The 16,092-nt window shown below is 73.2% G+C and carries 10 protein-coding genes and 1 pseudogene; 9 read left to right on the plus strand and 2 right to left on the minus strand.

Annotated features, from left to right (window positions below; all coding sequences use genetic code 11):
• The first annotated feature begins 21 nt into the window (after positions 1-21).
• From H490_RS25755 to H490_RS25780, 6 genes are all read left to right on the plus strand, one after another.
• Positions 22-1,047 (plus strand): AAA family ATPase, encoded by a 1,026-nt coding sequence (locus H490_RS25755; protein WP_017884367.1) that lies wholly within the window; start codon positions 22-24, stop codon positions 1,045-1,047.
• Positions 1,044-2,429: a DUF58 domain-containing protein gene (locus tag H490_RS25760; protein ID WP_017884368.1), complete on the plus strand. Its 1,386-nt coding sequence runs from the start codon at positions 1,044-1,046 to the stop codon at positions 2,427-2,429. Before H490_RS25755 ends, H490_RS25760 begins: the two co-directional genes overlap by 4 nt.
• Positions 2,426-4,942, plus strand: coding sequence for a DUF3488 domain-containing protein (locus H490_RS25765; RefSeq protein ID WP_017884369.1), 2,517 nt, complete (start codon positions 2,426-2,428; stop codon positions 4,940-4,942). Before H490_RS25760 ends, H490_RS25765 begins: the two co-directional genes overlap by 4 nt.
• Complete coding sequence (locus H490_RS25770; protein ID WP_017884370.1) at positions 4,939-5,787, plus strand: PP2C family protein-serine/threonine phosphatase; 849 nt, start codon at positions 4,939-4,941, stop codon at positions 5,785-5,787. The genes H490_RS25765 and H490_RS25770 overlap by 4 nt, the downstream gene beginning before the upstream one ends.
• Positions 5,784-6,590, plus strand: coding sequence for a hypothetical protein (locus tag H490_RS25775; protein ID WP_031290093.1), 807 nt, complete (start codon positions 5,784-5,786; stop codon positions 6,588-6,590). Before H490_RS25770 ends, H490_RS25775 begins: the two co-directional genes overlap by 4 nt.
• 111 nt (positions 6,591-6,701) lie before the next feature.
• Positions 6,702-8,291 carry a DUF5684 domain-containing protein gene (locus H490_RS25780; protein ID WP_031290094.1) on the plus strand — a complete coding sequence of 530 codons (1,590 nt, stop codon included), beginning with the start codon at positions 6,702-6,704 and terminating at the stop codon, positions 8,289-8,291.
• An 18-nt stretch (positions 8,292-8,309) separates the two neighbouring features.
• On the opposite strand, the gene putP is transcribed toward H490_RS25780, so the two are convergent.
• Positions 8,310-9,806 (minus strand): sodium/proline symporter PutP, encoded by a 1,497-nt coding sequence (gene putP / locus H490_RS25785; RefSeq protein ID WP_017884371.1) that lies wholly within the window; start codon positions 9,804-9,806, stop codon positions 8,310-8,312.
• Between the two features lie 121 nt (positions 9,807-9,927).
• A complete protein-coding gene (locus tag H490_RS25790) occupies positions 9,928-13,497 on the minus strand; it encodes a proline dehydrogenase family protein (RefSeq protein ID WP_017884372.1) in 3,570 nt (1,189 codons plus the stop codon).
• Between the two features lie 153 nt (positions 13,498-13,650).
• Between H490_RS25790 and H490_RS25795 the strand changes: the two genes are divergently transcribed.
• The 3 genes and pseudogenes from H490_RS25795 to H490_RS32360 all read left to right on the plus strand — a co-directional run.
• Positions 13,651-14,565 carry a LysR family transcriptional regulator gene (locus tag H490_RS25795; RefSeq protein WP_017884373.1) on the plus strand — a complete coding sequence of 305 codons (915 nt, stop codon included), beginning with the start codon at positions 13,651-13,653 and terminating at the stop codon, positions 14,563-14,565.
• 110 nt (positions 14,566-14,675) lie between these two features.
• Complete coding sequence (locus tag H490_RS25800; protein WP_017884374.1) at positions 14,676-15,371, plus strand: endonuclease/exonuclease/phosphatase family protein; 696 nt, start codon at positions 14,676-14,678, stop codon at positions 15,369-15,371.
• A gap of 221 nt (positions 15,372-15,592) precedes the next feature.
• Positions 15,593-16,092 (plus strand): annotated as a pseudogene (locus H490_RS32360) (hypothetical protein); the annotation flags it as partial.

A 16,092-nucleotide genomic window follows, 5' to 3' on the forward strand; every position in this document is an offset into this window, starting at 1 on the left:
AGCGAGCAGAAGGAAGCACAGATGACACCCGAGCCGCAGCCGAACAGCGCCCCCCTCGGTGCCCGAGTCGCCGCCGACGCCGTCGGCCCGATCACCGACGAGCGGGCCCGATGGGCGTGCGAGGCCGTGCGCACCGTCGCCGACGCGATCGAGGTGGCGATCCAGGGCAAGCGCCGCGTGATCGAACTGGTGATCGCCACCGCGATCGCCGGCGGGCACGTGCTGCTCGAGGACGTGCCGGGCACGGGCAAGACCGCGCTCGCCCGTGCCCTCGCGAAGACGATGCACGGCACCTCGTCGCGCATCCAGTTCACGCCCGACCTGCTGCCCGGCGATGTCACCGGCATCACCGTCTACGACCAGAAGCAGGGCATCTTCGAGTTCCACGCGGGCCCGATCTTCGCGAACGTGGTGCTCGCCGATGAGATCAACCGGGCGAGCCCGAAGACGCAGTCGGCGCTGCTCGAGGTGATGGAGGAGCACCAGGTCACCGTCGACGGCCAGACCCACCCCGTGGGCGAGCCCTTCCTGGTGATCGCCACCCAGAACCCCGTCGAGCAGGCCGGCACCTACCGGCTGCCGGAGGCGCAGCTCGACCGCTTCATGATCAAGACCTCGATCGGCTACCCGGACGACGCCGCCATGATGCGCATCCTGCAGCAGATCGCCCGCACACCGGAGGTGCCGGCCGTGATGAACGCGGGCACCCTCACGCAGCTGCAGCAGTTCGCGCGCGCCGTCTCGGTGAGCCCGCTCATCGCCTCCTACGTATCGCAGCTCGTCGAGGCCAGCCGCCGAGCCGGAGAGGTGCGCCTCGGGGCCAGCGTGCGCGGCGCGCTCGCCCTCGTGCGCATGGCGTCGGCGTGGGCGCTCGTCTGCGGCCGCTCCTACGTCACGCCCGACGACGTGCGCGAGCTCGCCATCCCCGTGCTCGCGCACCGCCTCGTGCTCGAGCCCGAGGCCGAGTTCGACGGTGTCACCGCCGAGGCCGTGATCGGGCAGATCCTGATCGACACCCCCGTTCCGCAGGAGAACGGCACGGCGTGAGCGGCGAGAGCACCCAGCGCCGTCTGTTCCGCACCGCCACGCGCGGTACGCGGCACACTCGGGGCACCCGAACGGGGTCTCGTCTCGGCGAGACCCGCACGTCGACGCGCGCGCTCGACCCGACCCAGCGCCGCCGCGTCGTCACGCGCCGGTGGTGGCGGCGCACGCGTCGACGTGCCGGCCGCGTCTGGCGCGGTGTGACCCAGGCGGTCACCCCGCTGGGCTGGTTCGTGCTCGCGGTCACGGTCGTCGGCGCGGTGCTGGGTGCGGCGTTCTCGTGGGTCGAGGCCTGGTTCGCCGCCGTGGTGGGCGGCCTGCTGCTCATCATCGCGGCGCCGTTCCTGATCGGCAGCCGGGCCTACCGCGTGCGGATCGCGCTCGACCGCAAGAGCGTGACGGTGGGCGGCGAGGTGCAGGTGAGGGTGCTCGTCGAGAACGGCGGATCGCGGCCGGCGCTGCCGGCGGTCGCCGAACTGCCGGTGGGGCCGGCGCTGCGGGAGCTCACGATCCCGTTCATCGGTGCGGGCGCCTCGGTGGAGCTGCCGGTGCGGGTGCCGGCCGTGCAGCGCGGCGTGGTGCCGGTCGGACCGCTCACCGTCGCGCGCCGCGACCCCGTGGGGCTGCTGCGACGCGAGGTCACCTGGCAGGAGCGGCACCTCGTGCACGTGCATCCCGCCATCGCGGCGCTGCCGCAGAACTCCGCGGGCCTCGTGCGCGATCTCGAGGGCACCGCGAGCCGGCGCCTCACCGACTCCGATCTCTCGTTCTACGCGGTGCGCGAGTACGCGCGGGGCGACGCCATGCGGCACGTGCACTGGAAGTCGACGGCCAAGACCGGCACGCTCATGGTGCGGCAGTACGAGGAGTCGCAGACCGCCCGCGTCGCCGTGCTGTTCGACGCGATCCGCGAGGAGTACCAGAACGACGACGAGTTCGAACTCGCCGTGAGCGTGGCGGCGTCGATCTCCGTGCAGGCGGTGCGGGAGGGGCGCGAGCGCTTCGTCGCCTCCGCCTGGGCGCCGGGCCGGGTGCGCCCCAGCATCGACGGACTCGAGGAGCTGCCCTCGCGCGACCCGCAGCAGCTGCTCGACGCCTGGGCCGAGCTCGAGGCGGCCCCGGACGGGCTGCCGTTCGAGCTGCTCGCACGGGGCCTCGCCCAGTCGCGCCGCCCGCTGTCGATCGTGGCGATCGTCACGGGATCCGGAGCCGACCTCACGCGCATCCGCCGGGCCGCGATCGTCTTCAACCCGGACGTGCACGTGCTCGCGGTGCGCTGCGAGCTGCACGCGGAACCCCGTGCGCAGCGCATCGACCCGCTCGCCATGTTCACGGTGGGCGCCCTCGGCGACCTGCCGCAGCTGATGATCAGGGGCGCGCTGTGAGGCTCGAGCGGGCGGCGGCCCGGGCCGCCTGGGGGGCGGCGGCCGCGGCAGTGGCGCTCGCGCTCGGCGTGTGGGCGGCCTGGCCCATCTACCGCACGCCGTGGCTCTGGCTCGTCGCCGCGGTCGCGCTCGTGCTGGGCGCGGGCATCGCGTGGCTGCGGGATCGGCTGCGCCTCGGCCCGATCGTGCTGGCGGCTGTGACGCTCGCGGCCTTCGCGCTCACGGTCGTGCCGGTCGCGGTGCCCGAGGCGATGCCGCCGGCGCGCGGCGGCGGGGGACTGCTGCGCGGACTGCTCGACGGGCTCGCCGCCGTCGCCCTGGGATGGAAGCAGCTGCTCACCCTCACGCTGCCCGTCGGCACCTACCGTACGGTGCTCGTGCCCGCCTACGTGGTGTTCCTGCTCACGGCGCTGCTCACCGGCGTCCTCGCCCGCCGGTCGGCCCGCGCGGCGACGCTCGCGGCGGTGCCGCTGCTCGCGCCCGTCGCCTTCGGCACGGTGTTCGGGGCGTCTCAGCTGAGCGCCCCCCTGCACGTCGGAGCCCTCACCGTCGCGGCGCCTCGTGAGATCGGGTTGTGGCTCGCGGCCGCAGCGGTGGCGGCCGTCTGGGTGGCGTTCGTCTCGGGCGAGGAGCGCCGCGCCGCCCTCAGGCTCGGCCGGGCGGCCGGCAGCGTCGCGCGCGGACGGAGCGGGGCGTCGCGGGTGCTCGTCGGCGCGGGGATCGTGGTGGTCGCGCTCGTCGCGGGCACCGCGCTCGCCCCCGTGCTCGACGCGGGGGCCCGCGCCGTGCCGCGCGACCGCATCGATCCCGAGATCGTGGTGCGCGAGCGGCCGAGCCCGCTCGCCGCCTACCGCAGCTCCAAGCGCGACGCCGCTCTCGACGCGCCCCTCTTCTCGGTCTCGTCGACGGGCGCACTGCCCGAACGGCTGCGCCTCGCGGTGCTCGACGCCTACGACGGGGTCGACTTCCACATCAGCGACGACGCGGCCGGGCGCTTCACCCGCTTCCCGAGCGGCGATCGTGTCGCCGACCCCGAGCGGGTCACGGTGCGGATCGATGAAGGGTACTCCGACATCTGGGCACCCGCGGCTCCGCTCGGCAGCCCGCCCGTGTTCACGGGCACGCGGGCCGACGAGCTCGCCGACGCGTTCTACGTGAACCGCGAGACGGGCGGTGCGATCGCGGTGCCCCGCGCGGCCGCGTCCGGATCGGGGAGCGCCGCCGGATCGGGGAGCGCCGGCGCGGGGACAGCCTCCGGCGCGACCGACCGCGCCATCGGGCTCGCCGCTGGCGACGGCTACTCCGCCGACATGCAGACCGCCCCGGATCCCGCAATCGACCGGCTCGGGGAGCCCGGCGCGCCGAGTTTCGACGTCGACACGGCGCCCGAGCTCGGCGCGTGGATCGAGCGCCAGCACCAGCCCGGCGGCGCCGAGGGCCTCGGCGAACTCATCGATCGGCTGCGGCAGCGCGGCTACCTGAGCCACTCGATGAGCGGCGCCGAGGGGGAGCGCCTGTGGCTCGACCGGCTGAGCGAGCGGTACGGCACCCAGTTCGAGCCGAGCGCCGGCGGTCACTCCCTCGCCCGCATCGAGTCCCTCTTCGAGCAGCTCAACGCGCAGCAGCTCGCCGCGGGCGAGAGCGCGACCTCCGCGCAGCTCGTGGCCGGCGTCGGCGACGACGAGCAGTTCGCGACGGCCGCCGCGCTCATCGCGCGCGCGCTCGGCTACGACGCGCGAGTGGTGGTCGGAGTGCGGCTCGGGGGAGAGGATCGGGGGGTCGACGGCGTGCCGGCATGCTCGAGCGAGTGCGCGGGCGAGCATCTCGCGGCCTGGATCGAGGCGCGCGGCGACCGCGGCGAGTGGGTGCCGCTCGACGTCACGCCGCAGGTCGAGCAGCGGCCGGAGCGGTTGGAGCAGGGCGAGCAGCTGCCCGAGTTCCCGACGACCCCCGAGGAGCGCGACGCCCGCGAGGCGGACCCCCCGGTGGGCCTCGGCGAGCAGGGGGACGGCGACGATCCCGACGCCCCCGTGCCCGGCGCGTCGGCGCTCTGGCCGGTGCTGCGCGCCGCGGGCCTCTCGCTCGCAGCACTCGCCCTGCTGGCCGCGCCCTTCCTCTTCCTGCCCCTCGCGAAGCGCGTGCGCGCTCGCCGCAGGCGTTCCGAGCAGGTGCCCGAGCTGCGCGCGCTCGGAGCCTGGGAGGAGATGGTGGATCGCGCCCGCGACGCCGGGGTGCCGCTGCCGGGCAACGCGGCGCGCAGCGAGATCGCCGCGGTGCTGGGCACCGCGCCCGCGCTGTGGGCGGCCGCGCAGGTGGATCGCGCCGTGTTCTCGCCGCGCGGCATCGACCCCGGCACGGCCGATCAGCTCTGGCGGGCCGCTGACGCGGATCGCGACGAGCGAGCCGCGGGGATGAGTGCGATGGCCAGGCTTCGCGCGGCGTACTCGCTGCGCTCGTACGGAATCGGAGTGGGGCGGCGCGGTCGGCCGCACCCGGGAGGTGAGCGCGCATGAACGGTGTGCCGAACGGAGGGGGCCGCGAACGGCGGCCCGTGATCGCGGCGGCGGCGCGCACGGACACCGGCCTGCGCCGGGCCGTCAACGAGGATCTGGCGCTCGCGCAGCTGCCGGTGTTCGTGGTGGCCGACGGCATGGGCGGGCACTCTGCGGGCGACCTCGCGAGCGCCGCGGCGATCGGGGCGTTCGCGCGGCTCGCCGCGCTCGGCGAGGGGCGTCCGCTCGTGATCGCCGACGTCGACGCGGCGCTCGAGGCGGCTCGCTGCGCGGTCGACGAGATCTCTCGGGAGGCCGAGCGCGGCGCCGGCTGCACCCTGACCGGGGTCGTGCTGGTGGAGCACGCGGGCGAGCCGCACTGGTACGTGATCAACGTCGGAGACTCGCGCGTCTACCAGCACCGGGGCGCGAGCCTCGCCCAGATCACCTCGGACCACTCGCTGCACGCCGAGCTCACCGCGGCCGGTCACGCCGACGCCGCGAGCACCCCCCGCAACGTGATCACGCGGGCGCTCGGCTCCGACGACGCCCGCCACGACGCCTGGCTGCTGCCTCTGCGCACCGGCATGCGACTGCTGGTCTGCTCGGACGGCCTCACCTCCGAGCTCGGCGACGAAGAACTGCGCGCCGTGCTCACCGTGGGCGGGCGAGCCGATGCGGTGGCCGACGAGCTGGTGCGGCGCGCCTGCGAAGCGGGCGGGCGGGACAACGTGACCGTGGTGGTGGTCGACACGGTCTCGGACGGACTCGGGCCCGAGACCCCGCATGAGCCGCTGCCCGATCCGGGGGACGCCGACGAGGTTGACGAGACCACCCTCGAGGTGACGAGGCCGGTGACACGATGACGGGCGAGGAGCGCACGCCGCCGCGGGGCCCGGAGGAGCCCGCGGATCTCGACGACACCACCACGGTCGTGCCCCGCGGCGAGCGCGGGCGGCGCCGTGACGACGCGCCCGTGCCCGGCGAGGCGCCCGTGCCCGTCCTCGACGAGGCTCACGACGACGCCACGGTCGTCGTGCCGCGGCGCGGCCGCCGGGGGGCGGGTGAGGACACCGCCGGGAGCGCCCCGTCTGCGAGTTCTCCGGCGCCCCGAGCGCCGGTCCCGCCCCGAGCGCCGGTGCCCCCGAACGGGTCGGTCCGGAGCGATCCGTCTCCGAGCGGCTCGTCCCCGAGCGGGTCGTCTCCGGGCGAGCCCGTCGACGACGCGACCGTGATCGTGCGGCGCGGCGCGGCCCCCGAGGTCGACGACGCGACCGTGGTGGCTCCTGCGCGGCGCAGATCTCGAACCCGAGCCCCCGCGCCCGAGCGCCGACGCGATCCGCGTCCGGATCCGCCCGCCTCGCCCGTCGAAGACCCGCCGTGGGGCGCGGTGCTGCCCCGCAGCGGCGTGGGAGGCGGTGTGCTGCCGAGCATCTACGGCCCCCGCAGCCCTCGGCAGGGCGCCGACCGCACCGACGCCGACGCCGTGCACCGGCGCATCGGGCCTCCCCCGGCCGAGGCCGCGGCCCCTCAAGCCGAACGGGAGCCTCTGCCATCGTTGGCGAGGCGCGCCCGTCGATCCCGCATCATCACCGTCTCGGCCTACGCGGCCACGGCCGCTGTGTCGGTGCTCGGCCTGTGGGGGGTGGCTCGTCTTGCGTTCGGATGACCGCCGGAGAACCCGCCATAATCGCACACGGACCTTTGCGTCACGGCACGGCCACGGATATCGTTATGCAGAGTTGATGCCGCAACTCTCGCGTCTGGAAAGCAGGAGCACATGCCCTCGACCCCTCTGAGCCCCGACGTCCTCCCGGTCATCGGGACGACGTATGCGCCCGCTCCCTCCCTGGGGCCCGCGGTGCTGCTCGCGCTCGGCGTCTGGTCGCTCGTCGGCATCGCGTTCTACGTCTGGTACCTCTGGTCGCTCTCGCGGCTGTTCCCGCGCATCGGTCTGCCCTCGAGCCACGGCTGGATCCCGGTCTGGAATCAGTGGCAGCTCGTGCAGCGGGGCGGCCTGCCCGGCTGGCTCGTGCTCTTCGGTCTCGTGCCCGGCCTCTCGGTCGTCGCGTTCGTGGTCTCGGTGATCGCGATCCACCGGCTCAACGTCGAACACGGCAAGGGCGGCGGCTTCACCGTGCTGGGAGCCCTGCTGCCGCCGGTGTGGGCGATGCTGCTCGCCAGCGCCATCGAGCAGAACGGCCCCGCAGCCGCGTACGGCTACGGCGCGTACGGGTCGGCCCCCGCGGCTCCGGATCACGCCTATCCCGTCGCCCCCGCGCCGCAGGGCGGCTACGCGCCCGCGGTTCCGCAGACGCCCGTCTACGCCCAGCAGCAGGCGGTTCCGCCGGCGCAGCCCCAGCAGCCGTGGCAGCACGCCCCGGTCTCGCAGCCCGCGGCCGCGGATCAGGGCGAGCCGGTCGACGCGCTGGCGCGGCTGTTCGCCGAGCCGCAGCAGCAGGCGCAGCCGCAGCAGGGGTATCAGGGGCAGCAGGCGCAGCCGCAGCCGCAGCAGCAGCCCGGCGACGAGTGGGGCTTCAGCAGGACCACCGAGGGCGACTACCAGCGGCTCGCGCAGGAAGGGTACCAGCAGCGACAGGCCCCCGTGCTCGGCGGCGAGGAGCCGGCGCGGCCCTTCGCGTGGCCGAGCATCGAGGAGTCGAACCCGAAGTCCGCGCCGGCCGCGCCGCAGGCTCCGGCCCCTCGGACGCCGCAGCAGCCGCCCGCTCCGGCCGCTCCGGCCGCCCCCGCCGCCGGGCTTCCCGGGGCGGATCTCCCCCCGATTCCCCAGCCCGTTCCGCCGCAGCCCGTAGTCGCGCCCGATCCGGCTCCCGCGCAACAGGATTCCTTCTCGACGCAGCGACCGTCCATCTTCGACTCGAACCCCGACTCGAGCGCCGCACCCGGTCCCGACACCGAGACCGCGCGCTCCGAGCACCGGCCGGGCGATCCCGCAGACCCGGCCACCGCCGCGGCAGCCGCCGCGAATGCCGCCCCGCCCTCCGCAGATGACGACGAGCTCGACCGCACCGTCGTCGTTCCGCGCCGCGCGCGCTGGGGGCTCGAACTGCCCGACGGCGAAGTGCTCGAGCTGCGCGGCGACGACATCGTGGTGGGCCGCAAGCCCGAGGCCCGCGACGACGGCGGCGTGCTGCAAATCGCCGATCCCACGCGCACCCTCTCGAAGTCGCATGCCCGGCTGCGCCGCGCCGGCGAGTCGTGGACGATCGAGGATCTCGACTCCACGAACGGCGTCGCCCTCGTCGACGAGCGCGGCGACCAGGTGCCGCTCGAGGCCGCCCGCGAGACGCCCGTCACCGAGCGTCTCGTCATCGGCACGCTCGAGGTGACGCTGCGCCGCATCAGCTGAGCGCGGGGCGCTTCCGCGCTACCGCTGCTTGCCGACGGCGATCATCGCGCCGGTGTCGGTGAACTCCTGCTCGATCTCCTCGTTGCGCCGGTAGGTGGCGAGGCTCACCCCCACGGCGACGAGGAGCGCGAGCACGAAGGCCGGCAGCAGCTCGTAGAGCCCCGTCTCGAACAGCGGCCAGACGAAGACGCCGATCGCACCCGACACCATGCCGGCGAGTGCGCCCCAGTTGGTGAGCCTGCGCCAGTAGAGGCTCAGCAGCACGATCGGCCCGAACGCGGCGCCGAAGCCGGCCCACGCGAAAGCCACGAGGCCCAGGATCGTGTCGTTGGGGGTGATCGCGAGCAGCGCTGCGATCACGGCGATGAGCAGCACGCCGACGCGGCCGAGCACGACGAGCGTCTGCTGGCTCGGCGGGGTCTTCTTCACCGCGCGGTAGATGTCCTCGACGAGCGCCGACGAGCACACGATCAGCTGGCTCGACAGGGTGCTCATGATCGCCGCGAGCACCGAGGCGAGCACGAGACCCGACACGAGCGGGTGCAGCAGCGTCTGCGAGAGCAGCAGCACGACGGTCTCGGGGTTCTGCGGCGCGCCGCCGAACTTGTCGAAGTAGGCGATGCCGATGAGGCCGGCGCTCACCGCGCCGAGCAGCGACACGAACTGCCAGCTGGTGCCGATGCGGCGCGCGCTCGCAGCGTCGCGGGTGCTGCGCAGCGCCATGAAGCGCACGATGATGTGCGGCTGGCCGAAGTAGCCGAGGCCCCAGGCGAGGCCCGAGATCACGATCAGCGCGGTGGCGCCGGCGCCGAGCTCGGCGCCGCCGAAGATCGAGAGGTTGCCCGATCCGACGGTCTCGACGATGCTCGCGGTCTCGCTGAACCCGCCGATGTTCACGATCGCCACGATCGGCACGATCACGAGCGCGGTGACCATCATGAGACCCTGCACCACATCGGTGAGCGAGGCCCCCAGAAACCCGCCGAAGAGCGTGTACGCGAGCGTCACCGCGGTCACGATCACCATGCCGACGATGTACTCGCCGCCGAACGCGCTCTCGAAGAAGACGCCGCCGGCGACCATGCCCGACGAGGCGTACAGGGTGAAGAACACGAGGATGATGATGCTCGCCGCACTGCGGAGCAGCCGCGAGCGGTCGCGCAGGCGGTTCTCGAAGAAGCTCGGGATCGTGATCGAGTTGCGGGAGACCTCGGTGTAGGCGCGCAGTCGGGGCGCGACGAGGCGCCAGTTGAGGTAGGAGCCGATGAGCAGGCCCACTGCGATCCAGCCCTCGATGAGGCCCGTGGCGTAGATGGCCCCCGGCAGGCCCATGATGAGCCACCCCGACATGTCGGAGGCGCCCGCGCTCAGCGCGGCGACCCAGGGCGGCAGCCCGCGGCCGGCGAGCATGTACCCCTCGTGGTCGCTCGTCCTGCGGAACGCCATGTAGCCGATGAACAGCATGAGCGCGAAGTAGAGCCCGAGGGCGATGTAGAGGAAGACCTGGTCGGACATCGTCGTCCCTTTCTATGGTGTGGCTGGAGGGAGCTCGGGCGGATCCTGATGCGGTTCCACTCTCGCACACTCCCGGGTGCGGCCCTTCGCCTCGGACGGGGTCCGAGGCGAAGGGCCCGGGTCAGATGAGACCCTGGGAGAGCCGGTTCGGCGTGCCGAACCGGTGAGCGGTGATCGACACCGCCTGCTCGTGCAGGTGCGGCAGCATCTCGACCCGGCCGGCCGAGACGACCTCGCCGCCGTAGACCGCGATGTCGGGTTTGCCCGCCGCGACCCGGTAGGCCTCGGAGACCTCGCGCGCGCGCGACTCGCCGGCGACGATGCGGATGCGCGCCCCCGCGTGGGGACCGTCCTGAGCCGCGAGGTCGCGCACCCGGTCCTTCCATGCCTCGTCGTCCTCGAAGTGCAGTTCGACGCGCGCGCCGACGAGGGCCGCGATCACGGGTTGAGGCAGGGCGACCGGCGTGCTCACGACGGGAGCGGCCCCGGCGGCGATTCCTGCGGCGATCGCGCGCACCGCCCGGTGCAGCGGGGCGTCGGCTGTGAGGCGGATCGTCACGGGCACCGGCAGGTAGCGCAGCAGGTTGCGCTCGACGTCCAGCCGGGAGGCGTCGCGGGCGATCCCGAACTCCGCTTCCCACGCTGCGGCGTCCGAGCCGAGCGCGGCGCGCAGCCAGACGAGCTCGTCGCCCGCGACGCCCGCCTGCTGCGCGGCGGTGAGCAGCGGGGCCGCCGCGGGACGAGGGGCGCGCAGTTCGCCCCGCACCGGGGCGTCGGCCCAGTCTCCGAGACCGTGCAGGTAGTTGGGGCCGCCGGCCTTGGTGCCGGCGCCGATGGCCGACTTCTTCCAGCCGCCGAACGACTGCCTTCGCACGATCGCGCCCGTGATGCCGCGGTTCACGTACAGGTTGCCCGCCTCGACCCGGTCGAGCCAGCGCGCGAGCTCGTCGCGGTCGAGGGAGTGCAGGCCGCTCGTCAGGCCATAGTCGATCTCGTTCACCAGATCGATCGCCTCGTCGAGGGTCTTCGCGGTCATGATGCCGAGGATCGGCCCGAAGTACTCGGTGAGGTGGTACTCGGAGCCGCGCTGCACGCCGTCGCGCACCCCGGGGCTCCACAGCTTGTTGCCGCCCTGCCCGTCGCTCGCGAGCGGGCTGTCGCTCGCGAGCGGGCGCGGCTCGACGAGCCACCGCTCGCCCGGGCCGAGCGTGGTGAGCCCCCGCAGCAGCTTGCCGTCGGGCGCGGCGATAATGGTGCCCATCTGGGTCTCGAGATGCTCGGGCGTGCCCACCTCGAGCGAGCGCACCGCGTCGAGCAGCTGCCCGCGGAAGCGCTTCGAGGTCGCGACGGAGCCGACGAGGATCACGAGCGACGCGGCCGAGCACTTCTGGCCGGCGTGGCCGAAGGCCGACTGCGCGACGTCTCTCGCGGCGAGGTCGAGGTCGGCGTTGGGGGTGACGATGATCGCGTTCTTGCCGCTCGTCTCGGCGAGGATCGGCAGATCGCGCCGCAGCTCGCGGAAGGCGACGGCGGTCTCGTACGCCCCGGTGAGGATGAGGCGGTCGATGCGCGGATCGGCGACCAGTTTCGAACCGAGCCCGCGTTCGGCGAACTGCACGAACTGCAGCACCTCGCGGGGCACGCCCGCCTCCCACAGGGCCTCGACCATCACGGCGCCCGAGCGGGCGGCGTTCGAGGCCGGCTTGATGATCACCGAGGATCCCGCGGCGAGTGCCGAGAGCACGCCGCCCGCCGGGATGGCCACCGGGAAGTTCCAGGGCGGGATCACCGCGATGAGTTTCTGCGGTCGGTACTCGGCGCCGTCGACCTGCTCGAGCAGCTGGCCGAGCATCGCGTAGTAGTTCGCGAAGTCGATGGCCTCGCTCACCTCGGGGTCGCCCTGGTCGAGGGTCTTGCCGCACTCCGATCCCATGACCTCGAGCAGTTCGGCCCGGCGCGCCTCGAGACGCTCGCCCGCGCGGATGAGGATGCGGGCGCGCTCGTCGGCGCCGAGCGCCTGCCAGGCGTCGGCGGCGGCGACGCCGCGCTCGACAACCTCGTCCAGCGCGCTCTCGTCGCCGATGCGCGACGACTCGACGAGCTGGGAACCGAGCTGCGACGCGGCCATGCGGCCGGCGATGGCGCGGCCCCACTCCCGGTTGCCCGGCAGATCGGGGTCGGTGTCGGGCGTGTTCTCGAACTCGCCGCGCCGGCCTGCCGCGACGCGGGCTTCGACGCGGGCCTCCGCGCCGGCGTCGTCGTAGTGCCGGCGGTCCTGCCGACGGTTGGGCTTCGGCACGTCGTACGACTCGGGGGTGCCGTCGCCGGTGATCCCCGCGAGGTCGTCGAGCGATGCGAGGAAGCGCTGCTCCTCCCGTGCGAACAGGGCCTCGTCGTCGTGCAGCTCGAACACCGCCGACATGAAGTTCTCCTGGCTCGCCCCCTCCTCGAGGCGGCGGATCAGGTAGGCGATCGCGACGTCGAACTCCTCGGGGTGCACGACGGGGGTGTAGAGCAGCAGCGACCCCACCTCGCGCCTCACCGCCTCGGCCTGCCCGGTCGCCATGCCGAGCAGCATCTCGAACTCGATGCCGGCCTCGGCGCCGCGCTCCTTCGCGAGCAGCCAGGCGAGCGCCACGTCGAAGAGATTGTGCCCGGCGACGCCGATCCGCACGTTCTGCACCCGATCGGGGGTGAGGGCGTAGTCGATCACGGCCTTGTAGCTCGTGTCCGAATCCTGCTTGCTGCCCCACGTGGCCGCGGGCCAGCCGTGGATCGCGGCGTCCACGTGCTCCATCGGCAGGTTCGCACCCTTCACGATGCGCACCTTGACGGGCGCCCCGCCGTGGGCCACCCGGTGCGCGGCCCACTCCTGCAGGTCGATCATCGCGCCGAGCGCATCGGGCAGATACGCCTGCAGCACGATGCCGGCCTCGAGCCGCGCGAACTCGGGGCGTTCGAGGATCCGCTTGAACACCGCGATGGTGAGGTCGAGATCCTTGTACTCCTCCATGTCGAGGTTGATGAACTTCTTCGGGCTGGCCGCGTTCGCCCGCTCGAAGAGGGGCACCAGCTGCTGCTCGATGTGCGCGACCGCCTCGTCGAAGGCCCAGTGGTTGTGCGGCGCGACCGTCGACGACACCTTGATCGACACGTAGTCCACGTCGGACCGGGCGAGCAGCCGGTGCGTGCCGGCCAGCCGCCGCTCGGCCTCGTGCTCGCCGAGGATCGCCTCGCCGAGCAGGTTGATGTTGAGGCGCACCCCGTCGCGCTTGATCTTCGCGATCGCGGGGCCGAGCTTCGCATCGCTCGCGTCGATGATGAGGTGGCTCACCATCTGGCGCAGCACCCGGCGGGCGATCGGCACGACCACACCGGGCAGGGGCTTCGCGAAGGCGCCGCCGAGGCCGATGGCGCCGCGCATGGGAGCGGGCAGGAACCCCGGGGTGAGGGGCGTGAGCTCGTGCAGCTTCTTCGCCGCGGCGCCGAGGTCTTCGGGGCGCACCACCCCGTCGACGAAGCCGACGGTGAAGTCGAGGCCGTTCGGATCGCGCAGCACGCCCGCGAGGCGCGCCGCGGAGGCGTCGACGGGGAACTCGGAGGCCTCGCGCAGCCAGCGCCGCACGAGGGCGATGGCGGGCTCGGCGAGATCCTGGGGGCGGGCGGCGGTGCCTGCGGTGCGACTGCTCACGGCTGACCTTTCTGGGGGACGCACGGCGCGTCTGAGCGGGTGTGCTTGCTCCGGCCAGTGTGAGCCGCGTCGAGCGTGAAGTAAAGCGATTCTTTTCACCGCGTAATATGAAGCAGAACTGAATCATCGGGATCCCCGCCCGGAAAGGCCCCCATGCTCGAGATGAAGCGCCTGCGGCTGCTCTGGGAGCTGCACGCCCGCGGCACCGTCGCCGCCGTCGCCGAGGCGCTCAACTACAGCCCCTCCGCCGTCTCCCAGCAGCTCGCCGTGCTCGAGCGGGAAGCCGGCGCCCAGCTGCTGCGGCGCACCGGCCGCACGCTCGAGCTCACACCCGCGGGCGAGGTGCTCGTCGCCGAGACCGCCGAGCTGCTCGCCGGTCTCGAACGCGCCGAGGCCGCCCTGCACCGCGTGCGCGAGGAAGTCGTCGGCACGATCCGCGTGGCCGCGTTCCAGACCGCGATGCTCTCGGTGCTGCCCGGCGCGCTGCGCAGGCTCCGCGAGCGCTACCCGGGCCTGCGCGTCGAAGTGGTGCAGTACGAACCGGGCGCCGCGCTGCAGGAGACCTGGATCCGCAGCTTCGACCTCGTCGTCGCCGAGCAGTACCCCGGCCACGCCGCCGAGCACTTCCAGGGGCTGGATCGCGAACCCCTCACCCGGGATCCGATCCGTCTCGCCGTGCCGCCCAGCGGAGCCGGCGACCCGCGCTTCGATCGCGCCGAGCGCATCGAGGACCTCGCCGAACTGCCCTGGGTGATGGAGCCGCAGGGCGCGGCGACGCGGCACTGGGCCGAGCAGGCCTGCCGCACCGCGGGCTTCGAGCCCGACGTGCGTTACGAGACCGCCGACCTGCAGGCGCACATCGGCTTCATCGAGTCCGGCAACGCGGTCGCCCTGTTGCCGGGCCTCGTGCACGTCGGCGCCGCGCCGCGGCTGCGGCTCATCGAACTGCCCGACCGCCCCCACCGCACCGTCTTCACCGCTGTGCGCGCCTCGCAGGGCCGCCACCCCGCGCTCGCAGCGGTGCGCGAGGCGCTCGCCGCAGAAGCCGCGCGGTTGCCGTTCGACTGAACGGCCCGACTGTCCCACCCATGCAAGCGCTGAGAGTATCGGCGCGTTCAGCTCCACGAGCGTAAGGTAGTGCTGTCGGACTCCGACGCCCACCCGAGGAAGGGAGCTGCATGAAGGTCGTCAGCTACAACCTGCGCAAGAACCGGGCCGTCACCGAGATCGGTGCGCTGGCAGAGGATCACGAGATCGACGTGCTCTGCCTGCAAGAGGCGGAGGCGATCGCCCTCCCCGCGCACCTCGGCCACATGAGACTCGTGCACGCCACCGAGCGCAACCGGCTCGGCCTCGCGATGTACGTGCGCGAGGAGCGGTTCTTCGCCCGATCGGCCCACACCTTCCAGCTCAAGAAGTCGCTGCACGACCGGCTGCTCGCGCCCGCCCACGAGCGGCTGCTCGGCGCGCGCCTGCACGACGCCGAGATGAGCCGCGACTTCGTCGTCGCGTCGTTCCACGCGGCCCCGCTCACCGCGCTCAACTCGCTGCGCAGGCACCAGATCCACGCCGCCCTCGGCGAGCTTCGCGCGCTCGGCCCGGGTCTGCCGGCGCTCATGGTGGGCGACTACAACTACCCCGTCTTCAAGGGGCGCCTCGACACCGAGATGCGCGACCACGGCTACGAGCTGAGCCTCAGCGACAAGCGCACCTACACGCGCTACAAGATGTTCCGCGGCCACTTCGACTTCGCGACCTCCTCGGGCATCGACATCTCGAGCGTGCGCACCCTGAACCGCGGCCTCTCCGACCACCTGCCGATCATGGTGTCGGCCTCGCTGCGCGAGGACTCGCTGGTGCCCGTGCCCGCGTAGGCTCCCCGCCCCGCGGGCGTTGTCCCGCCCGCCCCTCTCCCACCCTCTCAATCGGCCCGACTTCCTCCCATCAGGAGTCGGCGGAACCCCGCGCTTCAGGGGACGAAGTGGGGCGGATTCAGTCGAGGGAGTTATCCACAGTTACGGCGCGCCTGCCGGAGTCGGGCTCGGCGTCTGTGGATAGCGAGCATCGGCCTCTCGCCGCCGCCTAACGTCGTCGTATGAAGCCGCTCCAGCAGATCCGCCTTCCCTTCGACCAGGGCCCTGCCGTGCCGGTCGCCGCGCTGCTCGAGGGCGGGGTTCCGAGATGGCGCCTGTATCGCGGTGATACGAAGCGAGTCTTCCGCGGCATCCTGGTGGAAGGCCACGCGGACCCTGCACTGCTCGAGACGCGGATCGCGGGTGCGCGTGCCCTCATGCGTCCGGGCCTGTTCCTCTCCCGCGCGACTGCCGCGCTGGCGTATGACATTCCGCTGCTGCGCGAGCCCCGCGACCTCGAGGTCGGCGCGGTGCGGCCGATGAAGCCCCCGGAGCGGCGGGGAATCCGCGGCCACCAGGTGCGCGCCGGGGCCCTGCTCGAGACGCCGCTGGAGCCCCTCTGGCTGCCCTCACCGGCTGAAGTCTGGGCGCTGCTGGCGGGCGCGTACCCGCTGGAGCAGGTGATCATGGCCGGCGATTTCCTCATCTCCGGCAGTTTTCGAAGCCGTTTTCGAGATCGCGC

Origin of the sequence: Leucobacter sp. UCD-THU (assembly GCF_000349545.1) — a bacterium.
GTDB lineage: Bacteria > Actinomycetota > Actinomycetes > Actinomycetales > Microbacteriaceae > Leucobacter > Leucobacter muris.

Bases quoted from the DNA above. Each gene is read 5' to 3' on its own strand.
- H490_RS25755 (WP_017884367.1), top strand. From the start codon at position 22: ATGACACCCGAGCCGCAGCCGAACAGCGCCCCCCTCGGTGCCCGAGTC.
- H490_RS25770 (WP_017884370.1), top strand. From the start codon at position 4,939: ATGAACGGTGTGCCGAACGGAGGGGGCCGCGAACGGCGGCCCGTGATC.
- H490_RS25775 (WP_031290093.1), top strand. From the start codon at position 5,784: ATGACGGGCGAGGAGCGCACGCCGCCGCGGGGCCCGGAGGAGCCCGCG.
- H490_RS25780 (WP_031290094.1), top strand. From the start codon at position 6,702: ATGCCCTCGACCCCTCTGAGCCCCGACGTCCTCCCGGTCATCGGGACG.
- putP (WP_017884371.1), bottom strand. From the start codon at position 9,806: ATGTCCGACCAGGTCTTCCTCTACATCGCCCTCGGGCTCTACTTCGCG.
- H490_RS25795 (WP_017884373.1), top strand. From the start codon at position 13,651: ATGCTCGAGATGAAGCGCCTGCGGCTGCTCTGGGAGCTGCACGCCCGC.
- H490_RS25800 (WP_017884374.1), top strand. From the start codon at position 14,676: ATGAAGGTCGTCAGCTACAACCTGCGCAAGAACCGGGCCGTCACCGAG.